This window comes from Streptomyces amritsarensis (assembly GCF_001953875.1).
In the GTDB taxonomy this organism is placed as follows: Bacteria; Actinomycetota; Actinomycetes; order Streptomycetales; family Streptomycetaceae; genus Streptomyces; species Streptomyces amritsarensis.
The window spans coordinates 52,745-69,852 of record NZ_MQUR01000018.1 but is presented as its reverse complement, the minus strand read 5'-3'; the positions used below and the strand labels follow the sequence as shown (position 1 = coordinate 69,852).

The 17,108-nt window shown below is 71.4% G+C and carries 17 protein-coding genes; 5 read left to right on the top strand and 12 right to left on the bottom strand.

Annotated elements, in window-relative coordinates; translation table 11 throughout:
• Positions 1-3: 3 nt before the first annotated feature.
• The 8 genes from nuoH to AVW11_RS11000 are packed head-to-tail and all read right to left on the bottom strand — an operon-like array spanning position 4 to position 9,000.
• A complete protein-coding gene (gene nuoH / locus AVW11_RS11035; RefSeq protein WP_030842502.1) occupies positions 4-1,356 on the bottom strand; it encodes an NADH-quinone oxidoreductase subunit NuoH in 1,353 nt (450 codons plus the stop codon).
• The gene (locus AVW11_RS11030; RefSeq protein WP_060179521.1) at positions 1,353-3,857 is read right to left on the bottom strand and encodes an NADH-quinone oxidoreductase subunit G; all 2,505 of its coding nucleotides are present in this window, start codon (positions 3,855-3,857) and stop codon (positions 1,353-1,355) included. The genes nuoH and AVW11_RS11030 overlap by 4 nt, the downstream gene beginning before the upstream one ends.
• On the bottom strand, positions 3,854-5,230 hold the full coding sequence (nuoF, locus tag AVW11_RS11025; RefSeq protein WP_060179520.1) for an NADH-quinone oxidoreductase subunit NuoF: 1,377 nt from the start codon (positions 5,228-5,230) through the stop codon (positions 3,854-3,856). Before nuoF ends, AVW11_RS11030 begins: the two co-directional genes overlap by 4 nt.
• Positions 5,230-5,985: an NADH-quinone oxidoreductase subunit NuoE gene (gene nuoE, locus AVW11_RS11020; protein ID WP_030842493.1), complete on the bottom strand. Its 756-nt coding sequence runs from the start codon at positions 5,983-5,985 to the stop codon at positions 5,230-5,232. Before nuoE ends, nuoF begins: the two co-directional genes overlap by 1 nt.
• Positions 5,982-7,325 (bottom strand): NADH-quinone oxidoreductase subunit D, encoded by a 1,344-nt coding sequence (locus tag AVW11_RS11015; RefSeq protein WP_030842490.1) that lies wholly within the window; start codon positions 7,323-7,325, stop codon positions 5,982-5,984. The genes nuoE and AVW11_RS11015 overlap by 4 nt, the downstream gene beginning before the upstream one ends.
• The gene (locus tag AVW11_RS11010; RefSeq protein WP_060179519.1) at positions 7,325-8,074 is read right to left on the bottom strand and encodes an NADH-quinone oxidoreductase subunit C; all 750 of its coding nucleotides are present in this window, start codon (positions 8,072-8,074) and stop codon (positions 7,325-7,327) included. Before AVW11_RS11010 ends, AVW11_RS11015 begins: the two co-directional genes overlap by 1 nt.
• Complete coding sequence (locus AVW11_RS11005; RefSeq protein WP_030028258.1) at positions 8,071-8,625, bottom strand: NuoB/complex I 20 kDa subunit family protein; 555 nt, start codon at positions 8,623-8,625, stop codon at positions 8,071-8,073. The genes AVW11_RS11010 and AVW11_RS11005 overlap by 4 nt, the downstream gene beginning before the upstream one ends.
• A gap of 15 nt (positions 8,626-8,640) precedes the next feature.
• Complete coding sequence (locus AVW11_RS11000; RefSeq protein ID WP_030842484.1) at positions 8,641-9,000, bottom strand: NADH-quinone oxidoreductase subunit A; 360 nt, start codon at positions 8,998-9,000, stop codon at positions 8,641-8,643.
• Between the two features lie 799 nt (positions 9,001-9,799).
• Here AVW11_RS11000 and AVW11_RS10995 point away from each other — a divergent pair.
• A complete protein-coding gene (locus AVW11_RS10995) occupies positions 9,800-10,630 on the top strand; it encodes a C40 family peptidase (protein ID WP_030842481.1) in 831 nt (276 codons plus the stop codon).
• A 241-nt stretch (positions 10,631-10,871) separates the two neighbouring features.
• Positions 10,872-11,162, top strand: coding sequence for a hypothetical protein (locus tag AVW11_RS10990; RefSeq protein WP_030842478.1), 291 nt, complete (start codon positions 10,872-10,874; stop codon positions 11,160-11,162).
• A gap of 10 nt (positions 11,163-11,172) precedes the next feature.
• Here the strand turns inward: AVW11_RS10990 and AVW11_RS10985 are convergent, their stop codons facing one another.
• Positions 11,173-12,456 carry a geranylgeranyl reductase family protein gene (locus AVW11_RS10985; protein ID WP_030037340.1) on the bottom strand — a complete coding sequence of 428 codons (1,284 nt, stop codon included), beginning with the start codon at positions 12,454-12,456 and terminating at the stop codon, positions 11,173-11,175.
• A gap of 97 nt (positions 12,457-12,553) precedes the next feature.
• Between AVW11_RS10985 and AVW11_RS10980 the strand changes: the two genes are divergently transcribed.
• A complete protein-coding gene (locus AVW11_RS10980; protein ID WP_060179518.1) occupies positions 12,554-13,096 on the top strand; it encodes a GNAT family N-acetyltransferase in 543 nt (180 codons plus the stop codon).
• Between the two features lie 27 nt (positions 13,097-13,123).
• On the opposite strand, the gene AVW11_RS10975 is transcribed toward AVW11_RS10980, so the two are convergent.
• Entirely contained in the window at positions 13,124-14,035 is a 912-nt protein-coding gene (locus AVW11_RS10975; protein ID WP_030842472.1) for a glutaminase, read from the bottom strand.
• Positions 14,036-14,072: 37 nt separating this feature from the next.
• Complete coding sequence (locus AVW11_RS10970; protein ID WP_076043892.1) at positions 14,073-14,765, bottom strand: demethylmenaquinone methyltransferase; 693 nt, start codon at positions 14,763-14,765, stop codon at positions 14,073-14,075.
• A 265-nt stretch (positions 14,766-15,030) separates the two neighbouring features.
• Here AVW11_RS10970 and AVW11_RS10965 point away from each other — a divergent pair, with 265 nt between their 5' ends.
• Together AVW11_RS10965 and AVW11_RS10960 are read left to right on the top strand one after the other, a co-directional pair.
• A complete protein-coding gene (locus AVW11_RS10965; protein WP_060179516.1) occupies positions 15,031-15,936 on the top strand; it encodes a DUF3152 domain-containing protein in 906 nt (301 codons plus the stop codon).
• Positions 15,937-15,990: 54 nt separating this feature from the next.
• Complete coding sequence (locus AVW11_RS10960) at positions 15,991-16,485, top strand: response regulator transcription factor (protein ID WP_076043891.1); 495 nt, start codon at positions 15,991-15,993, stop codon at positions 16,483-16,485.
• On the opposite strand, the gene AVW11_RS10955 is transcribed toward AVW11_RS10960, so the two are convergent.
• The gene (locus AVW11_RS10955) at positions 16,451-17,095 is read right to left on the bottom strand and encodes an imidazolonepropionase-like domain-containing protein (protein ID WP_076043890.1); all 645 of its coding nucleotides are present in this window, start codon (positions 17,093-17,095) and stop codon (positions 16,451-16,453) included. The genes AVW11_RS10960 and AVW11_RS10955 overlap by 35 nt on opposite strands.
• Positions 17,096-17,108 lie beyond the last annotated feature (13 nt).

The following is a 17,108-nucleotide window of genomic DNA, read 5'->3' as shown; positions in this document are numbered from 1 at the left end:
TTCTCAAGCCTCCTCTCGGTCACTGTCGGTGTTCGCCCCGCCGCTGGCGATCAGCTCCCGCTCGCCGCGGGGCCGCCTGCGCGGTACGGGTGCCAGGTGCTGGCCGGGCTTGGGCGGTACGGGGAAGCCGCCCGCCAGCGGGTCGAAGGGCGCGGTGTCCTTGCCGGCGTCCGCGGCCGCCGCCTTCTCGCGCTTGTCGCGGAAGACGTCCGCGACGAAGGAGAGCAGCAGGATCGCCACGACGGCGCCGCCGACGTAGAGCGCGATGTCCGCGATCTCGTACGCCTCGTTGCGCAGGGCCCGGACGGTGGCGACCATCATCAGCCAGACCACGGAGACCGGGATCAGGACCTTCCAGCCGAGCTTCATCAGCTGGTCGTAGCGCACCCGCGGCAGCGTGCCGCGCAGCCAGATGAAGAAGAAGAGGAGCAGTTGGACCTTGAGGACGAACCAGAGCAGCGGCCACCAGCCGTGGTTCGCGCCCTCCCAGAAGGAGCTGATCGGGTACGGGGCCCGCCAGCCGCCCAGGAAGAGGGTGACCGAGACCGCCGAGACGGTGACCATGTTGACGTACTCGGCGAGCATGAACAGCGCGAACTTGATGGACGAGTACTCGGTGTTGAAGCCGCCGACCAGGTCGCCCTCGGACTCGGGCATGTCGAAGGGGGCGCGGTTCGTCTCGCCGACCATCGTGACGACGTAGATGATGAAGGACACCGGCAGCAGCACGATGAACCAGCGGTCCTGCTGGGCCTCCACGATCGCCGAGGTCGACATCGACCCGGAGTAGAGGAACACCGAGGCGAAGGCCGCGCCCATCGCGATCTCGTAGGAGATCATCTGCGCGCAGGAGCGCAGGCCGCCGAGGAGCGGGTACGTGGAGCCGGAGGACCAGCCGGCGAGGACGATGCCGTAGATGCCGACCGAGGCCACCGCGAGGATGTAGAGCATCGCGATGGGCAGGTCGGTCAGCTGCATCGTGGTGCGCTGGCCGAAGATGGAGACCTCGTTGCCGGCCGGGCCGAAGGGGATCACCGCGATGGCCATGAAGGCCGGGATCGCCGCGATGATCGGGGCCAGGACGTACACCACCTTGTCGGCCCGCTTGACGATGATGTCTTCCTTGAGCATCAGCTTCACGCCGTCGGCGAGCGACTGGAGCATGCCCCAGGGTCCGTGCCGGTTGGGGCCGATGCGCAGCTGCATCCAGGCGACGACCTTGCGCTCCCACACGATGGAGAAGAGCACCGTCACCATCAGGAAGGCGAAGCAGAACACCGCCTTGATGAGGACGAGCCACCAGACGTCCCGTCCGAAGAGGGACAGGTCCTCGGCAGCGAGTTGAACGGTGTTCACGCGCCCACCTCCGCAGTGGTGTCGCCTGCGCCGGCCGGGGTCGCCGGGCCGATGCGTACGAGGGTGCCCGGGCGGGCTCCGGCGTCGGCGAGGACGCCGGAGCCGGTGGAGTTCAGCGGGAGCCAGACGACGCGGTCGGGCATCTCGGTGATCCGGAGCGGGAGTTCCACGGTGCCGGCGGGGCCGGTGACCGCGAGGACGTCGCCGTCCTTGACGCCGGTCTCGGCGGCCGTGGCGGCCGACAGCCGGGCGTCGGCCTCGTGCCGGGTGCCGGCCAGGGCCTCGTCGCCCTCCTGGAGCCGGCCCAGGTCGAGGAGGAGCCGGTGGCCCGCGAGGACCGCCTCGCCGACACCCGGACGGGGCAGCGGCACGGGGGCGGTGGACTGCTCGGCGGCGAGCCCGCCCTCCCAGGGGCCGAGCCGCTCCAGCTCCCGGCGTACGGCGTGCACGTCGGGCAGTGCGATCGGCCGGTCGGCGGCGTCGGCCAGCATGTGCAGCACGCGGGCGTCGGCCGGGGCGAGCCGGCGGGTCATCTGGTCGGGCTTGAGCGCGGCCTCGAACGGCCGGACCCGGCCCTCCCAGTTGATGAACGCGCCCGCCTTCTCGGCGACCGCGGCGACCGGCAGGACCACGTCCGCGTGGTCCGTGACCTCGGAGGGCCGCAGCTCCAGGGAGACCACGAAGGCCTCCTTCAGGGCGGTCCGCGCGCGGGCCGGGTCCGGCAGGTCGGTGACCTCGACGCCCCCGACCAGCAGCGCGGACAGTTCCCGGGTCGCCGCCGCCTCGACGATCTGGCCGGTGTCGCGGCCGTAGCGGTGGGGGAGTTCGTCCAGGCCCCAGGCGGTGGCGACCTCCTCGCGGGCCCGCGGGTCGGTGGCCGGACGGCCGCCCGGCAGCAGCGACGGGAGCGCACCGGCCTCGACGGCCGCCCGCTCCCCGGCCCGGCGCGGGATCCACACCAGCTTCGCCCCGGTCGCGGCGGCCGCCCGGACGGCGGCGGTCAGCCCGCCGGGCACGCCGGCGAGGCGCTCCCCGACGACGATGACGGCGCCCGGCCGGCGCAGCGCCTCGGCGGCTTCGGCGCCGCCCGCCTCCAGGCCGCTCCGCGAGGACAGTGCGTCGAGCCAGTCGGGCTCGGTGCCGGGGGCGGCCGCCAGCAGCGTGCCGCCGGCCTTCTGCAGTCCGCGGGTGGCGAAGGGGGCGAGGGCGAAGGTCCGCTGCTTGAACCTGCGGTGGGCCTTGCGCAGCCGCAGGAAGACCCCGGGGGCCTCCTCCTCGGCCTCGATGCCGGCGAGCAGCACCGCGGGCGCCGCCTCCAGCGAGGCGTAGGTGACGCCGTCACCGTCGAGGTCCTTGCCGGTGCCGGCGACGGTGGCGGCCAGGAAGTCGGCCTCCTCCGCGCTGTGCACGCGGGCCCGGAAGTCGATGTCGTTGGTGTCGAGCACGACCCGGGCGAACTTGGCGTACGCGTAGGCGTCCTCGACGGTGAGCCGCCCGCCGGTGAGCACCCCGGCCCGGCCGCGTGCGGCGGCGAGCCCGTTCGCCGCGGCCTCCAGGGCCTCGGGCCAGCTCGCCGGTTCCAGGACCCCGGCGGCGCTGCGCACCAGCGGCGTGGTCAGCCGGTCCGGGCGCTGCGCGTAGCGGAAGGCGAAGCGGCCCTTGTCGCAGACCCACTCCTCGTTGACCTCGGGGTCCTCCGCGGCGAGGCGCCGCAGCACCTTGCCGCGCCGGTGGTCGGTACGGGTCGCGCAGCCGCCCGCGCAGTGCTCGCACACGCTCGGGGAGGAGACGAGGTCGAAGGGGCGGGAGCGGAAGCGGTACGCGGCCGAGGTGAGGGCGCCGACCGGGCAGATCTGGATGGTGTTGCCGGAGAAGTACGACTCGAAGGGGTCGTCCTCGCCGGTGCCGACCTGCTGGAGCGCGCCGCGTTCCAGGAGTTCGATCATCGGGTCGCCGGCGATCTCGTTGGAGAAGCGGGTGCAGCGGGCGCACAGCACGCACCGCTCCCGGTCCAGCAGGACCTGCGTGGAGATCGCGACGGGCTTCTCGTAGGTCCGCTTCCTGCCCTCGAAGCGTGACTCGGCGTTGCCGTGCGACATCGCCTGGTTCTGCAGCGGGCACTCGCCGCCCTTGTCGCAGACGGGGCAGTCCAGCGGGTGGTTGATGAGCAGCAGCTCCATCACCCCGCGCTGGGCCTTGTCGGCGGCCTCGGAGGTCAGCTGGGTCTTGACGACCATGCCGTCGGTGCAGGTGATGGTGCAGGAGGCCATCGGCTTGCGCTGGCCCTCGACCTCGACGATGCACTGGCGGCAGGCGCCGGCCGGGGGCAGGAGGGGGTGGTCGCAGAACCGGGGGATCTCGATGCCGAGCTGTTCGGCGGCGCGGATGACGAGGGTGCCCTTGGGCACCGAGAGCTCGACCCCGTCGATGGTCAGCGAGACCAGGTCCTCGGGCGGGACGGCGGCTCCTCCCCCGGAGGCGGCCGTAGTGGTGACGGTCATGCGTTCACCTCCGTGTCGGCCCAGAGGGTCGACTTCCTGGGGTCGAAGGGGCAGCCCTTGCCCGTGATGTGCTGCTCGTACTCCTCGCGGAAGTACGTGAGCGAGGAGAAGATCGGGCTGGCCGCGCCGTCGCCGAGGGCGCAGAAGGACTTGCCGTTGATGTTGTCGGCGATGTCGTTCAGCTTGTCGAGGTCGGACATGACGCCGTTGCCGGCCTCGATGTCGCGGAGCAGCTGGACCAGCCAGTAGGTGCCTTCGCGGCAGGGCGTGCACTTGCCGCAGGACTCGTGGGCGTAGAACTCGGTCCACCGGGTGACGGCCCGCACCACGCAGGTGGTCTCGTCGAAGCACTGCAGGGCCTTGGTGCCGAGCATCGAGCCGGCGGCGCCGACGCCCTCGTAGTCCAGGGGGACGTCGAGGTGCTCGTCGGTGAACATCGGGGTGGAGGAGCCGCCCGGGGTCCAGAACTTCAGCCGGTGCCCGGGCCGCATGCCGCCGCTCATGTCGAGGAGCTGGCGCAGGGTGATGCCGAGCGGGGCCTCGTACTGGCCGGGGCCGGCGACGTGCCCGGAGAGCGAGTACAGCGTGAAGCCGGGGGACTTCTCGGTCCCCATCGCCTTGAACCAGTCCTTGCCCTTGTTGAGGATCGCGGGAACCGATGCGATGGACTCGACGTTGTTGACGACAGTGGGGCAGGCGTAGAGCCCCTCGACGGCAGGGAAGGGGGGACGCAGCCGGGGCTGGCCGCGCCGGCCTTCGAGGGAGTCGAGCAGCGCCGTCTCCTCGCCGCAGATGTACGCGCCCGCGCCCGCGTGCACCGTGATGTCGAGGTCGAGGCCGCTGCCGAGGATGTTCCGGCCGAGGTAACCGGCCTCGTACGCCTCGCGCACGGCCTCGTGCAGGCGCCGCAGGACCGGTACGACCTCGCCGCGCAGGTAGATGAAGGCGTGCTGCGAGCGGATCGCGTAGCAGGCGATGATCATTCCCTCGATGAGGGAGTGCGGGTTGGCGAAGAGGAGGGGGATGTCCTTGCAGGTTCCCGGCTCCGACTCGTCGGCGTTCACCACGAGGTAGTGCGGCTTTCCGTCGCCCTGCGGGATGAACTGCCACTTCATGCCGGTGGGGAAGCCCGCGCCGCCGCGTCCGCGCAGCCCGGAGTCCTTCACGTAGGCGATCACTTCGTCCGGCGTCATCGCCAGGGCTTTGCGCAGGCCCTGGTAGCCGTCGTGGCGCCGGTAGGTCTCCAGCGTCCACGACTGGGGTTCGTCCCAGAAGGCCGACAGGACGGGTGCGAGGAGCTTCTCCGGACTGGTCCCTCCGCCGGCCGCCGGCCGGGAGGTACCCCCGTTGCTCAGTTCGGAGGACACGGACATCACTCCCCTCCCTCGGTGGTGCTCTCGCCGCGCGGGTGGACGATCGGGGTGTGCGGGGGCTCGCCTCGGGCGATGCGCAGGCCGATCAGGGAGGCGGGGCCGGCGCCGCCGGTGGCCTCGACCGCGCCCGCCCGCTCGTCGGGGAAGCCGGCCAGGATCCGGGCGGTCTCCTTGTACGTGCACAGCGGCGCGCCCCGGGTCGGCGAGACCTCGCGGCCGGCCAGCAGGTCGTCGACGAGGGCCTTGGCGGAGTCGGGCGTCTGGTTGTCGAAGAACTCCCAGTTGACCATCACCACGGGGGCGTAGTCGCAGGCCGCGTTGCACTCGATGTGTTCGAGGGTGACCTTGCCGTCGGGGGTGGTCTCGTTGTTGCCGACGCCGAGGTGCTCCTTGAGCTCCTCGAAGATGGCGTCGCCGCCCATGACCGCGCACAGGGTGTTGGTGCAGACGCCGACCTGGTAGTCGCCGGACGGCCGCCGCCGGTACATCGTGTAGAAGGTGGCGACGGCGGTGACCTCGGCCGTGGTCAGCCCGAGCACCTCGGCGCAGAAGCGGATGCCGGTCTTGGAGACGTAGCCCTCCTGCGCCTGGCACAGGTGCAGCAGCGGCAGCAGCGCGGAGCGGCTGTCGGGGTAGCGGGCGACGACTTCCTTCGCGTCCGCTTCGAGGCGCGCGCGTACCTCCGCCGGGAAGTCGGGGGCGGGCAGCTGGGGCATCCCCAGCGGGACTCCTCGGTTCTGAGGACTGGCGGTCATCGGTCGACGCCTCCCATCACGGGGTCGATGGAGGCGACGGCGACGATGACGTCGGCGACCTGGCCGCCCTCGCACATCGCGGCCATGGCCTGCAGGTTGGTGAAGGACGGATCGCGGAAGTGGACCCGGTAGGGGCGGGTGCCGCCGTCGGAGACGACGTGGACGCCGAGCTCGCCCTTGGGCGACTCGACGGCGGCGTAGACCTGCCCGGCCGGCACCCGGAAGCCCTCGGTCACCAGCTTGAAGTGGTGGATGAGGGCCTCCATGGAGGTGCCCATGATGTTCCTGATGTGGTCGAGCGAGTTGCCGAGGCCGTCGGGGCCCATGGCCAGCTGCGCCGGCCAGGCGATCTTCTTGTCGGCGACCATCACCGGGCCGGGCTCCAGCCGCTCCAGGCACTGCTCGACGATCCGCAGCGACTGGCGCATCTCCTCCAGGCGGATCAGGAACCGCCCGTAGGAGTCGCAGGTCTCGGTGGTCGGCACGTCGAAGTCGTAGGTCTCGTAGCCGCAGTACGGGTCGGACTTGCGCAGGTCGTGGGGCAGGCCGGCGGAGCGCAGGATCGGGCCGGTGGCGCCGAGCGCCATGCAGCCGGAGAGGTCGAGGTAGCCGACGTCCTGCATGCGTGCCTTGAAGATGGGGTTGCCGGTGGCGAGCTTGTCGTACTCCGGCAGGTTCTTCTTCATGGTCTTCACGAACTCGCGCAGCTGGTCGACGGCGCCCGGGGGCAGGTCCTGCGCGAGGCCGCCGGGGCGGATGAACGCGTGGTTCATGCGCAGCCCGGTGATCAGCTCGTAGATGTCGAGGATCAGCTCGCGGTCGCGGAAGCCGTAGATCATGATCGTGGTGGCGCCCAGCTCCATGCCCCCGGTGGCGATGCACACCAGGTGGGAGGAGAGCCGGTTGAGCTCCATCAGCAGGACGCGGATGACGGTGGCGCGGTCGGGGATCTGGTCGGTGATGCCGAGCAGCTTCTCGACGCCGAGGCAGTACGCCGTCTCGTTGAAGAACGGCGTCAGGTAGTCCATGCGCGTGACGAAGGTGGTGCCCTGCGTCCAGTTGCGGAATTCGAGGTTCTTCTCGATTCCGGTGTGGAGGTAGCCGATGCCGCAGCGGGCCTCGGTGACGGTCTCGCCGTCGATCTCCAGGATCAGCCGGAGCACGCCGTGGGTGGAGGGGTGCTGCGGACCCATGTTGACGACGATCCGCTCGTCGTCGGCCCTGGCCGCCGACTGGACGATCTCGTCCCAGTCGCCGCCGGTGACGGTGTAGACGGTGCCCTCGGTCGTCTCGCGAGCGGAGGAGTGGCTGCCTGCTTCTTCATTCGTGATGGGGGACATCAGCTGTACGACCTCCGCTGGTCGGGAGCCGGGATCTGGGCGCCCTTGTACTCGACGGGGATGCCGCCGAGCGGGTAGTCCTTGCGCTGGGGGAAGCCCTGCCAGTCGTCCGGCATCATGATCCGGGTGAGGGCCGGGTGCCCGTCGAAGACCAGGCCGAAGAAGTCGTACGCCTCGCGCTCGTGCCAGTCGTTGGTCGGGTAGACGCAGACGAGCGAGGGGACGTGCGGGTCGCCGTCCGGGACGGACACCTCCAGCCGCAGGATCCGGCCGTGGGTGAGCGAGCGCAGGTGGTAGACGGCGTGCAGCTCGCGGCCCTTGTCCCCGGGGAAGTGGACTCCGCTGACCCCGGTGCAGAGCTCGAACCGCAGGGCGGGGTCGTCGCGCAGGGTGCGCGCGACGCGCACGAGGTGCTCGCGGGCGATGTGGAAGGTGAGCTCGCCCCGGTCGACCACCGTCTTCTCGATGGCGTTCTCGGGGAGCAGGTCCTGCTCCTCCAGGGCGCCTTCGAGCTCGTCGGCCACCTCGTCGAAGTAGGAACCGTACGGGCGGGAGCTGGCGCCGGGCAGGGCCACGGTGCGGACGAGACCGCCGTAGCCGCTGGTGTCGCCGCCGCTCGCGGCGCCGAACATGCCCTTGCGGACGCCGATGACCTCGGGGCCCTGGGCGCGGGGCGCGGGAAGGCCGCTGCCGTCGGGCCCGCTCGCGCCGGTGTCGTTGCCGTGGTCCGGCTCTTGGGTCTCGCTCACCGGAGCAGCCCCTTCATCTCGATGGTGGGGAGGGCCTTGAGGGCCGCCGCCTCCGCCTCGCGGGCCGCTTCCTCCCGGTTCACGCCGAGCTTTCCGCCCTGGATCTTCTGGTGGAGCTTGAGGATCGCGTCCATCAGCATCTCGGGGCGGGGCGGGCAGCCGGGGAGGTAGATGTCCACGGGGACGATGTGGTCGACGCCCTGGACGATCGCGTAGTTGTTGAACATTCCGCCCGAGGATGCGCAAACCCCCATGGAGATGACCCATTTGGGAGCGGGCATCTGGTCGTACACCTGGCGCAGCACCGGCGCCATCTTCTGGCTGACCCGTCCGGCCACGATCATCAGATCGGCCTGGCGCGGGGAGCCGCGGAAGACCTCCATGCCGAAGCGGGCCAGGTCGTACCGGCCCGCTCCGGTGGTCATCATCTCGATGGCGCAGCAGGCGAGGCCGAAGGTCGCCGGGAAGACGGACGACTTGCGCACCCACCCCGCGGCCTGTTCGACGGTGGTGAGCAGAAAGCCGCTCGGCAGCTTCTCTTCCAGTCCCATGGGAAATTCAGCCCCTCAGTCCCATTCCAGGCCGCCGCGGCGCCATACGTAGGCGTAGGCGACGAAGACGGTGAGCACGAAGAGCAGCATCTCGACGAGCCCGAAGATCCCCAGGGCGTCGAAGGTGACGGCCCAGGGGTAGAGGAAGACAACCTCGATGTCGAAGACGATGAAGAGCATCGCCGTCAGGTAGTACTTGATGGGGAAGCGACCGCCGCCCGCCGGCATCGGCGTCGGCTCGATGCCGCACTCGTAGGCGTCGAGCTTCGCCCGGTTGTACCTTTTTGGGCCGATCAGCGTGGCCATGACCACGGAGAAGATCGCAAACCCTGCGCCGAGGGCGCCGAGCACGAGGATGGGCGCGTACGCATTCACGCTCCTCGCTCCTTCCAGTCGTCCTTGACCGTTGGACCGCCGCCGGCCGGAGCCCCTCCCGGTGGGAGCGGGGTGCGTGCCCCGCCTCGCGAAGATCGTGCACATGTGAGGCAGTTCACAAGCCGGACTGGTGCGCATCTTATGCCTGCTCGTCTGTGATCTGCGACACGGGTAACAACACCGAGTTTGTGATCTCCACCACCTGACGAACGATCATGAAGTCCGATGAGTGGTGATCTTCATACGCGAAGCATCCGCATGATCACCAAAGGTGACATTCGAGGCCGTTCTCGCAGGTGGAAGGCGCCCCGCCCTATCAAACCGTGGCGGGTGCAGGCAAATTGGCATCCGGCGGCCCTTGATGATATGGGGATCGGCGTCGCCCGGTCGGGGGAGCCCGCGTGTACGGAGGTGGACGCGGGGCATGCGAGGGTGCGGCGGGCCGTCGAGTGCGTGCATCCGTTCACGAACCCCCTCCGGCGGCGGGGCCCCACTTCACAGGAAGGTCACGGGTCGGCCACAGCGTCCGCATGGCGTGATCCTTCTGTGACCTGCGCCACTCTGAATCAGGCGTTCCGAAAGCGGGCTTGGCCATCTGTGCGGAGGGATGGTAGTCCGAGGATCAATTCGGACTTATTACTGAAACCCCATGATCACAGCCCTGTGAGGGCCTGTCCGTTTCGCCCGTTACGGCGTCAATAAGGAGCCAGACGCGCCCGGTTCGCGCCGTTCGCGCGCAACTGTGGCGCAGCCCACGTTTCTTGAAGGGACCCCTGGCGCCCTGATAGCGGTAGTCCTCATGTCCCACACCGCTCACATACCCAGCCACCGGAAGCCCCGCCGCAGCGCCTCGAAGCTCGCGGTCCGCGCCGGAGTTGCCGGTGGCGTCCTCAGCACCCTGGCCATGGCCGGCACCGCGAGCGCGTCCCCGTCCGAGCCCGTGGCCGAGACGACGCTCGAAATGCCGGTCCTGAACCTGGATCTGGCCGCCGAGGTCTCCTCCGCGGTCACCACGGCCGCCGAGAACACCCGTCTGGCCGCCGTGGAAGGCGAACTGACCGCCCAGGAGGAGAGCGCCCGCACCGGCGCCGCCGCCGAGGCGAAGCAGGCCAAGGAGACGGCCCAGAAGGCCGCCGAGAAGAAGGCGAAGGAGGAGGCGGACCGCAAGGCCGAGGCCGAGCGCGCCACCCGCGACTCCGAGCGCACCGCGCTGAAGACCGCCTCCGCCCCCGCGAAGGCCCCGCAGGGCACCGGCACCGTGACGGCCCCGGCGACCGGCTCCGCCGCAGCCATCGTCAACTTCGCCCGCGCGCAGGTCGGCAAGGCCTACGTCATGGGTGGCACCGGCCCGTCCTCCTTCGACTGCTCCGGCCTCGTCCAGGCCGCCTACCGCCAGGCCGGCATCTCCCTGCCGCGCATGTCCCAGGCGCAGTCCTCGGCCGGCACCTCCGTCTCCCTGAACGCCCTCCAGCCGGGCGACATCCTCTACTGGGGCTCCAAGGGCAGCGCGTACCACGTCGCCATCTACGTCGGCGGCGGCAAGTTCGTCGGCGCGCAGAACCCCAGCACGGGCATCGTCGAGCGCAGCCTGAGCTACGACAAGCCGACGGGCGCCGTCCGCGTCCTCTGAGCCCGCCCCTGAGCCCCGCTCAGGTCCCGGCAGCAGACACGGCCGAGGGCCGGTACTCCCCCGCTCGGGGGTGGAGTACCGGCCCTGGAGTCGTTTCCCGGAGGTTCGCCGCACACCGGGCACGGGATGCCGGCACGGGATGCCGGCACCCGCCCCGGCGGCCGCGTCGAAGCGGCCCGCGGGGGGCCTGAGAGGATGGCGGGGCAGGCCCTGAGCGTCAGACCCTGGAGGTGGTGGTCCCGTGGGCACACAGGGCACCCGGCCGTACGAGCCCCGTGAGGCCGGCGAGGCCGGCGATCCCACCGCGGCCCGGGCCGCCCTCGGCCTCGGGCTCCTCGCCGTCGGGGGCTGGCTGCTGAACATCGCCCGCCCCTGGCAGAAGCCGGGGCATGCCCTCGTCCTCGCGGCCGGATGGACCGTGTCGGGCGCACTGCTGGTGTGCGGCCTGGTCCTCCTGGCCCGGTGCGTGCGCACCGTGCACGGATCCCCCGACCCGGAGGGTCGGGGGATCCGTGAGCGCCGTCCTTCGTGAGCCCGCGCCGTCAGGCCTTCGGGGCCACCTTCGAGAGGCCGTTGATGATGCGGTCCATCGCGTCGCCGCCCGCCGGGTCGGTCAGGTTGGCCAGCATCTTCAGGGTGAACTTCATCAGCAGCGGGTGGGTCAGGCCGCGCTGCGTGGCGACCTTCATGACCTTCGGGTTGCCGATCAGCTTCACGAAGGCGCGGCCCAGCGTGTAGTAGCCGCCGTAGGTCTCCTTGAGCACCTTCGGGTAGTTGTGCAGCGCCAGCTCGCGCTGCGCCGGCGTGGACCGGGCCTGCGCCTGCACGATGACGTCCGCCGCGATCTGGCCGGACTCCATCGCGTAGGCGATGCCCTCGCCGTTGAACGGGTTGACGAGGCCGCCCGCGTCTCCGACCAGCAGCAGGCCCTTGGTGTAGTGCGGCTGCCGGTTGAAGGCCATCGGCAGCGCCGCGCCGCGGATCGGCTGCGTCATGTTCTCGGGGGTGTAGCCCCAGTCCTCCGGCATCGAGGCGCACCAGGCCTTGAGGACCTCGCGCCAGTCCAGCTCCTTGAAGGCGGAGGAGGAGTTGAGGATGCCGAGGCCGACGTTGGACGTGCCGTCGCCCATGCCGAAGATCCAGCCGTAGCCGGGCAGCAGCCGGTCCTGCGGGCCGCGCCGGTCCCACAGCTCCAGCCAGGACTCCAGGTAGTCGTCGTCGTGCCGCGGCGAGGTGAAGTACGTGCGCACCGCGACGCCCATCGGGCGGTCCTCGCGCCGGTGCAGGCCCATGGCCAGGGACAGCCGGGAGGAGTTGCCGTCGGCGGCGACGACCAGCGGGGCGTGGAAGGTGACCGGGGTCTTCTCCTCGCCCAGCTTCGCCTGTACGCCGGTGATGCGGCCGGTACGGGCGTCGCGCACGGGCTCGCCCACGTTGCAGCGCTCGTACAGCCGGGCGCCGGCCTTCTGGGCCTGGCGGGCCAGGGTCTCGTCGAAGTCGTCACGCTTGCGGACGAGTCCGTACTCCGGGTAGGAGGCGAGTTCCGGCCAGTCCAGCTGGAGCCGCTGGCCGCCGCCGATGATCCGCAGGCCCTTGTTGCGGAGCCAGCCGGCCTCCTCGGAGATGTCGATGCCCATCGCCACCAGCTGCTTGGTGGCACGCGGGGTCAGTCCGTCGCCGCAGACCTTCTCGCGCGGGAACGCCGTCTTCTCCAGCAGCAGGACGTCCAATCCGGCCTTGGCGAGGTAGTAGGCGGTGGTCGAGCCGGCGGGCCCGGCCCCGACGACGATCACGTCCGCGGAGTGTTCGGAGAGGAGCTCGGTCACTGCGGGGTCTCCCGAAGGCTCGATAAAGGGTGCCAGGCGGCACCGGACATGTGCAGTCTATGCAGCGAGAGAGATCGCGATCCGAAGGGCTGCCCCGATGACGACTTCGCCGACCCGGCCCCCGCTCCCGGCGGTAGGGCTGCGCGTGCCCACCGATGAGGACGCCCACAGCTGGCACCGCGTCTTCAACGACGCCGATGTGATGGAGTTCCTCGGCGGTCCCGCCGAGCTCTCGGAGTACGAGGAGTTCACCGCGCGCCAGCGCATGCACGACGCGCAGCTCGGCCTGTGCCTGTGGACGCTGCTGGACGGCGACGGCGAGGTGATCGGCTTCACCGGAGCGCAGCCCTGGCCGGCGGACAAGGCGTGGGGGCCGGTCGGTGAGATCGAGATCGGCTGGCGGCTCGGGCGGGCGGCCTGGGGCCGCGGCTACGCGTACGCCGCGGCGCTGGCCACCCTGGAGCGGGTCCGCGAAGCCGGGATCGAGCGGGTGGTGGCGATGATCCACGCCGACAACGCCCGCTCCGTGGCGGTGGCGGAGCGGCTCGGCATGACCCTGGCCGAGGAGTTCACCACGCCGGGCGGGAACCCGGCCCGCCGCTACGCCCTGGACCTGCGGGACCTGCCGCCGCCCCGGTGAGCGTCCCGGCGGCGGCGGACCGGGGCGTCAGAAGACGGACAGGCCCGTCAGGGTCGTGAAGCGGTCCAGCGCGGCGACGCCCGCGACCGAGTTGCCCCGGGCGTCCAGTCCGGGGCTCCACACGGCGAGGGTGCACTGCCCGGGGACGACGGCGACGATCCCGCCGCCCACCCCGCTCTTGCCGGGCAGCCCGACACGGTAGGCGAACTCGCCCGCCGCGTCGTACGTCCCGCAGGTCATCATCACCGCGTTGACCTGCTTGGCCTCGCTGCGCGTCAGCAGCCGCGAGCCGTCCGCGCGCAGCCCGTGCCGGGCCAGGAACCGCCCGGCGCGGGCCAGGTCCGCGCAGCTCATCTCGATGGAGCACTGCCAGAAGTAGTGCTCCAGCAGAGCGGGCACCGGGTTGTCGATGTTCCCGTACGAGGCCATGAAGTGCGCGAGGGCCGCGTTGCGGTCGCCGTGGCCCTGCTCGGAGGCGGCGACCTCGGCGTCGAAGCCTATGTCCGGGTTCTGGCTCTCCTGCCGCAGGAACTCCAGCACCTCGCTGCTCGCGTCGCCCGTCAGCGTCTGGAGCCGGTCGGTGACCACGAGGGCGCCCGCGTTGATGAACGGATTGCGCGGGATGCCGTTTTCGTACTCCAGCTGTACGAGCGAGTTGAACGGGTTGCCCGAGGGCTCCCGGCCGACCCGCTCCCACAGGCTGTCGCCGCCCTCGGCCAGGGCCAGGGCGAGCGCGAAGACCTTGGTGATCGACTGGGCGGAGAAAGGCACCTGCCAGTCCCCGACCCCGAAGACGTTGCCGTCGAGATCGGCGACGGCCATACCGAACTGCCGCGGGTCCACCGCGGCGAGCGCCGGGATGTACTCGGCGGGCGTGCCCCTGCCCAGCAGCGGCGCGACGTCGGCGGCGATCCGCTCCAGCAGGGGCTTGTAGTCCAGGGACCCGGAGTCGGGGGACAGGGCGTCGGGCACGGCGTCAGGCCTTGGTGCCTCTGTGCAGGGCGACGATGCCGCCGCTGAGGTTGCGCCAGGCGACCTTGGACCAGCCGGCCTTCTGCAGCAGGCCGGCCAGCGCCGGCTGGTCGGGCCATGCGCGGATGGACTCGGCGAGGTACACGTACGCGTCGGGGTTGGAGGACACCGCGCGGGCGACGGGCGGCAGCGCGCGCATCAGGTATTCGGTGTAGACCGTCCGCAACGGCGCCCAGGTGGGCTGCGAGAACTCGCAGATCACGACCTGCCCGCCGGGCTTGGTCACCCGGTACAGCTCGCGCAGCGCCGCGTCGGTGTCCTGGACGTTGCGCAGACCGAAGGAGATCGTCACGGTGTCGAAGACGTCGTCCTTGAACGGCAGCTTCGTCGCGTCGCCGGCGGTCAGCGGAAGCCAGGAGTTCCGCCTCTTGCCCTCCATGAGCATGCCCAGGGAGAAGTCGCAGGGGACGACGTACGCGCCGGTCGCCGCGAAGGGCAGCGAGGAGGTCGCCGTACCGGCGGCCAGATCGAGGACCTTCTGCCCGGGGCGCGCGTCGACCGCCTTGGCGACCTCCTTGCGCCACACCCGGTCCTGGCCGAGGGAGAGGACGTCGTTGGTCAGGTCGTAGTTCGCCGCGACCCTGTCGAACATGGAGGCGACTTCATGCGGCTGCTTGTCCAGGGAGGCCCTTGTCACTGGCGTTCGCCCCTCGTGTTGCGATGCGGATCGGCGGGTACGGCCCCATCCTCTCAGGCCGCAGGGGCCCCGGCGGCGCGGGCTCCGCCGTACCGCGCCGTGGCGGGTCCGTACCCGACCGTAGAACTGTTCCGAAGGACAGTTACGCTGCTACGCCGCATACGCGTTGACTGCCAGCGTGCGGCCCGGTGAGGGTCACCCACCGGATCGAGACCACAACCGTGGGCGGGTCCGGCAGTGGCCGCCGCGAACAGGAAGCTTCACGATGCCGGCAGGCCATTCCACCGGTCGCTCCCGCCGTGACGGCCCGCGCGCCAGGCGCCGGGCCGAGCGGCGCAGGCGGCTGCGGCGCACGATCCTCCTCGGTTCCGCGGCGCTGGTCGCCGTATCGGCGACCGCCTACGCGCTGCTGCCCGAGGACGAGACCACCACGGCCGCCAAGGGCCGCACCGCCGCACAGGCCGACGCACCGGACGGGGAAGGCACCGACGCCGCCGGGAACCCCCTCCCGCAGGGCGGGGCGAAGTCCCCCGAGGCCGCGCCGTCCCCCGCCGCACCCTCGCCGCAGGCTCCCTCGCCCTCACCGTCCACCGGTGCCCCCGCGACCCCCGGCAAGCCGGGCACCTTCACCGGGTCGTCCGCTTCCGGCAGCGCTCAGGGCAAGGGGACGACGCGGCGCTGGCGGCTGGAGGTGGAGGAGGGCAGCGGGATAGACCCGGAGGCCGCCGCCCGCTCCGTCGAGGCGATCCTCGGGGACCCGCGCGGCTGGACCAGGGACCCGCGTTACGGCTTCCAACTCGTCGGGGCGGGGCAGCCGGTGGACTTCACCGTCAAGATCGCGACGCCGAAGACCACCGACCTCCTGTGCGACGTGGTCACCCCGGAGCTCATCGGCGAGACCAACTGCCGGGTCGGCCATGTCGTGGTGGTCAACCTCAAGCGCTGGAAGGAGGGTTCGCCCCAGTTCAGCGGCTCGGTGGAGGAGTACCGGGCACTGATCGTCAACCACGAGGTCGGGCACGAGATCGGCCGCGGCCACGAGGGCTGCCCGGGCCCCGGCAAGCCCGCCCCGGCGATGATGCAGCAGATCAAGGGCCTTGGGGGATGCAAGTCGAACGCCTGGCCCTTCGACGCGAATGGAACCTACCTGTCCGGTCCGCCCGTCCTCTAGGGAAAGGCCGGCCTCCGTAAGGGGCCGACCGGGGGGCATCGAGGAGTGGGAACCGTGCGCGTCGTCAGCTTCAGCGTCCCTGCGTGGTTCCCCTCGTACGAGGAGCCGGACGGGCCGCCGGCGCAGGACGAGGCGCAGCCGTGGGAAGCCCTGCTGACCGAGCAGGAGTCCGCGGTGTTCCTGTGCCTGGCCACCGGCGCCTCCAACCGGGAACTCGCCGGGGAACTCCAACTGTCCGTCAGCACGGTCAAGTTCCACGTCGTGAACATACGGGCCAAGCTCGGCGGGATCAGCCGCCTCCAGGCCTGCCTGCTGGCCGCCCTCGCCCGGGAGGGCAGCCGGCCCGCCGACGCCGGGCCCGGCGAGGATGCCCTCGACGGAGGCCGACCCGGCGAGAGCGAGCCCGGCGGGAGCGCGGCGGCCGGGAGCACGGCGGCGGGGAGCAGGCCCGGCGAGAGCGCGGCGGCCGAGAGCGAGCCCGGCGGGAGCAGGCCCGGCGGGAGCGACGGCGGGCTCAGCGCCGCCGGTGCAGCAGCCGTCCCCCGATGACGGTGGCCACGCACGCGGTGGCGCCCCGCGTCAGCAACTCGGCCTCGTCCGCCACCGCGAACACCGCGAAACGCGCCGCCGCGCCCGGCTCCAGCACCCCGTGGAAGGCCTCCGCAGCCGACTCCCGGCCCGCGAAGGGATCCAGGTCGGGCCGCCCCTCGTAGGGCGCCGGCGGCAGGATCGCCAGCCCCGAGCGGGACACCGCCGTACGCACCGCCGCGACCGTGAAGCGGCCGCACACCGCCACCACCCCGCGGGCCAGCAGCCGCTGCGTGCCGCGCCGGGCGCTGTTGCCCCACCGCGACTCCGTCAGCTTCAGGGCCTCCAGCGCCTCCCCGCCGGTGATCGGGTCCGCGCCGAGCTCCGTGACCTCGTACGGGTCGTCCGGGTAGTACGTCCGCTCCAGCAGCTCGTCCGCCCCGCGCACCAGCAGCCCCGGCGTGAGCACCCCGGGCCAGCGGCGCACCCGGGCGTGCGAATGCGCCGAGCCGAGGTCCTCGTACGTGCCCACACGGGCGATCCGGTCCCCTTCGACGAGGACCGCACCGCCCGCCAGCGGCGCGGACCCCGGTCCGGTCACAAGGAGTTCGGCGGCGTGCAGCGTCAGCATCGTGATCGTGTCG

Excerpts from the sequence above, each read along its gene's own strand:
- AVW11_RS10980 (WP_060179518.1), top strand. The coding sequence starts at position 12,554 with ATGACGACTTCGCCGACCCGGCCCCCGCTCCCGGCGGTAGGGCTGCGC.
- nuoE (WP_030842493.1), bottom strand. The coding sequence starts at position 5,985 with ATGACCGCCAGTCCTCAGAACCGAGGAGTCCCGCTGGGGATGCCCCAG.
- AVW11_RS10955 (WP_076043890.1), bottom strand. The coding sequence starts at position 17,095 with ATGCTGACGCTGCACGCCGCCGAACTCCTTGTGACCGGACCGGGGTCC.
- AVW11_RS11005 (WP_030028258.1), bottom strand. The coding sequence starts at position 8,625 with ATGGGACTGGAAGAGAAGCTGCCGAGCGGCTTTCTGCTCACCACCGTC.
- AVW11_RS10965 (WP_060179516.1), top strand. The coding sequence starts at position 15,031 with ATGCCGGCAGGCCATTCCACCGGTCGCTCCCGCCGTGACGGCCCGCGC.
- AVW11_RS11015 (WP_030842490.1), bottom strand. The coding sequence starts at position 7,325 with ATGTCCCCCATCACGAATGAAGAAGCAGGCAGCCACTCCTCCGCTCGC.
- nuoF (WP_060179520.1), bottom strand. The coding sequence starts at position 5,230 with ATGTCCGTGTCCTCCGAACTGAGCAACGGGGGTACCTCCCGGCCGGCG.
- AVW11_RS10995 (WP_030842481.1), top strand. The coding sequence starts at position 9,800 with ATGTCCCACACCGCTCACATACCCAGCCACCGGAAGCCCCGCCGCAGC.
- AVW11_RS11030 (WP_060179521.1), bottom strand. The coding sequence starts at position 3,857 with ATGACCGTCACCACTACGGCCGCCTCCGGGGGAGGAGCCGCCGTCCCG.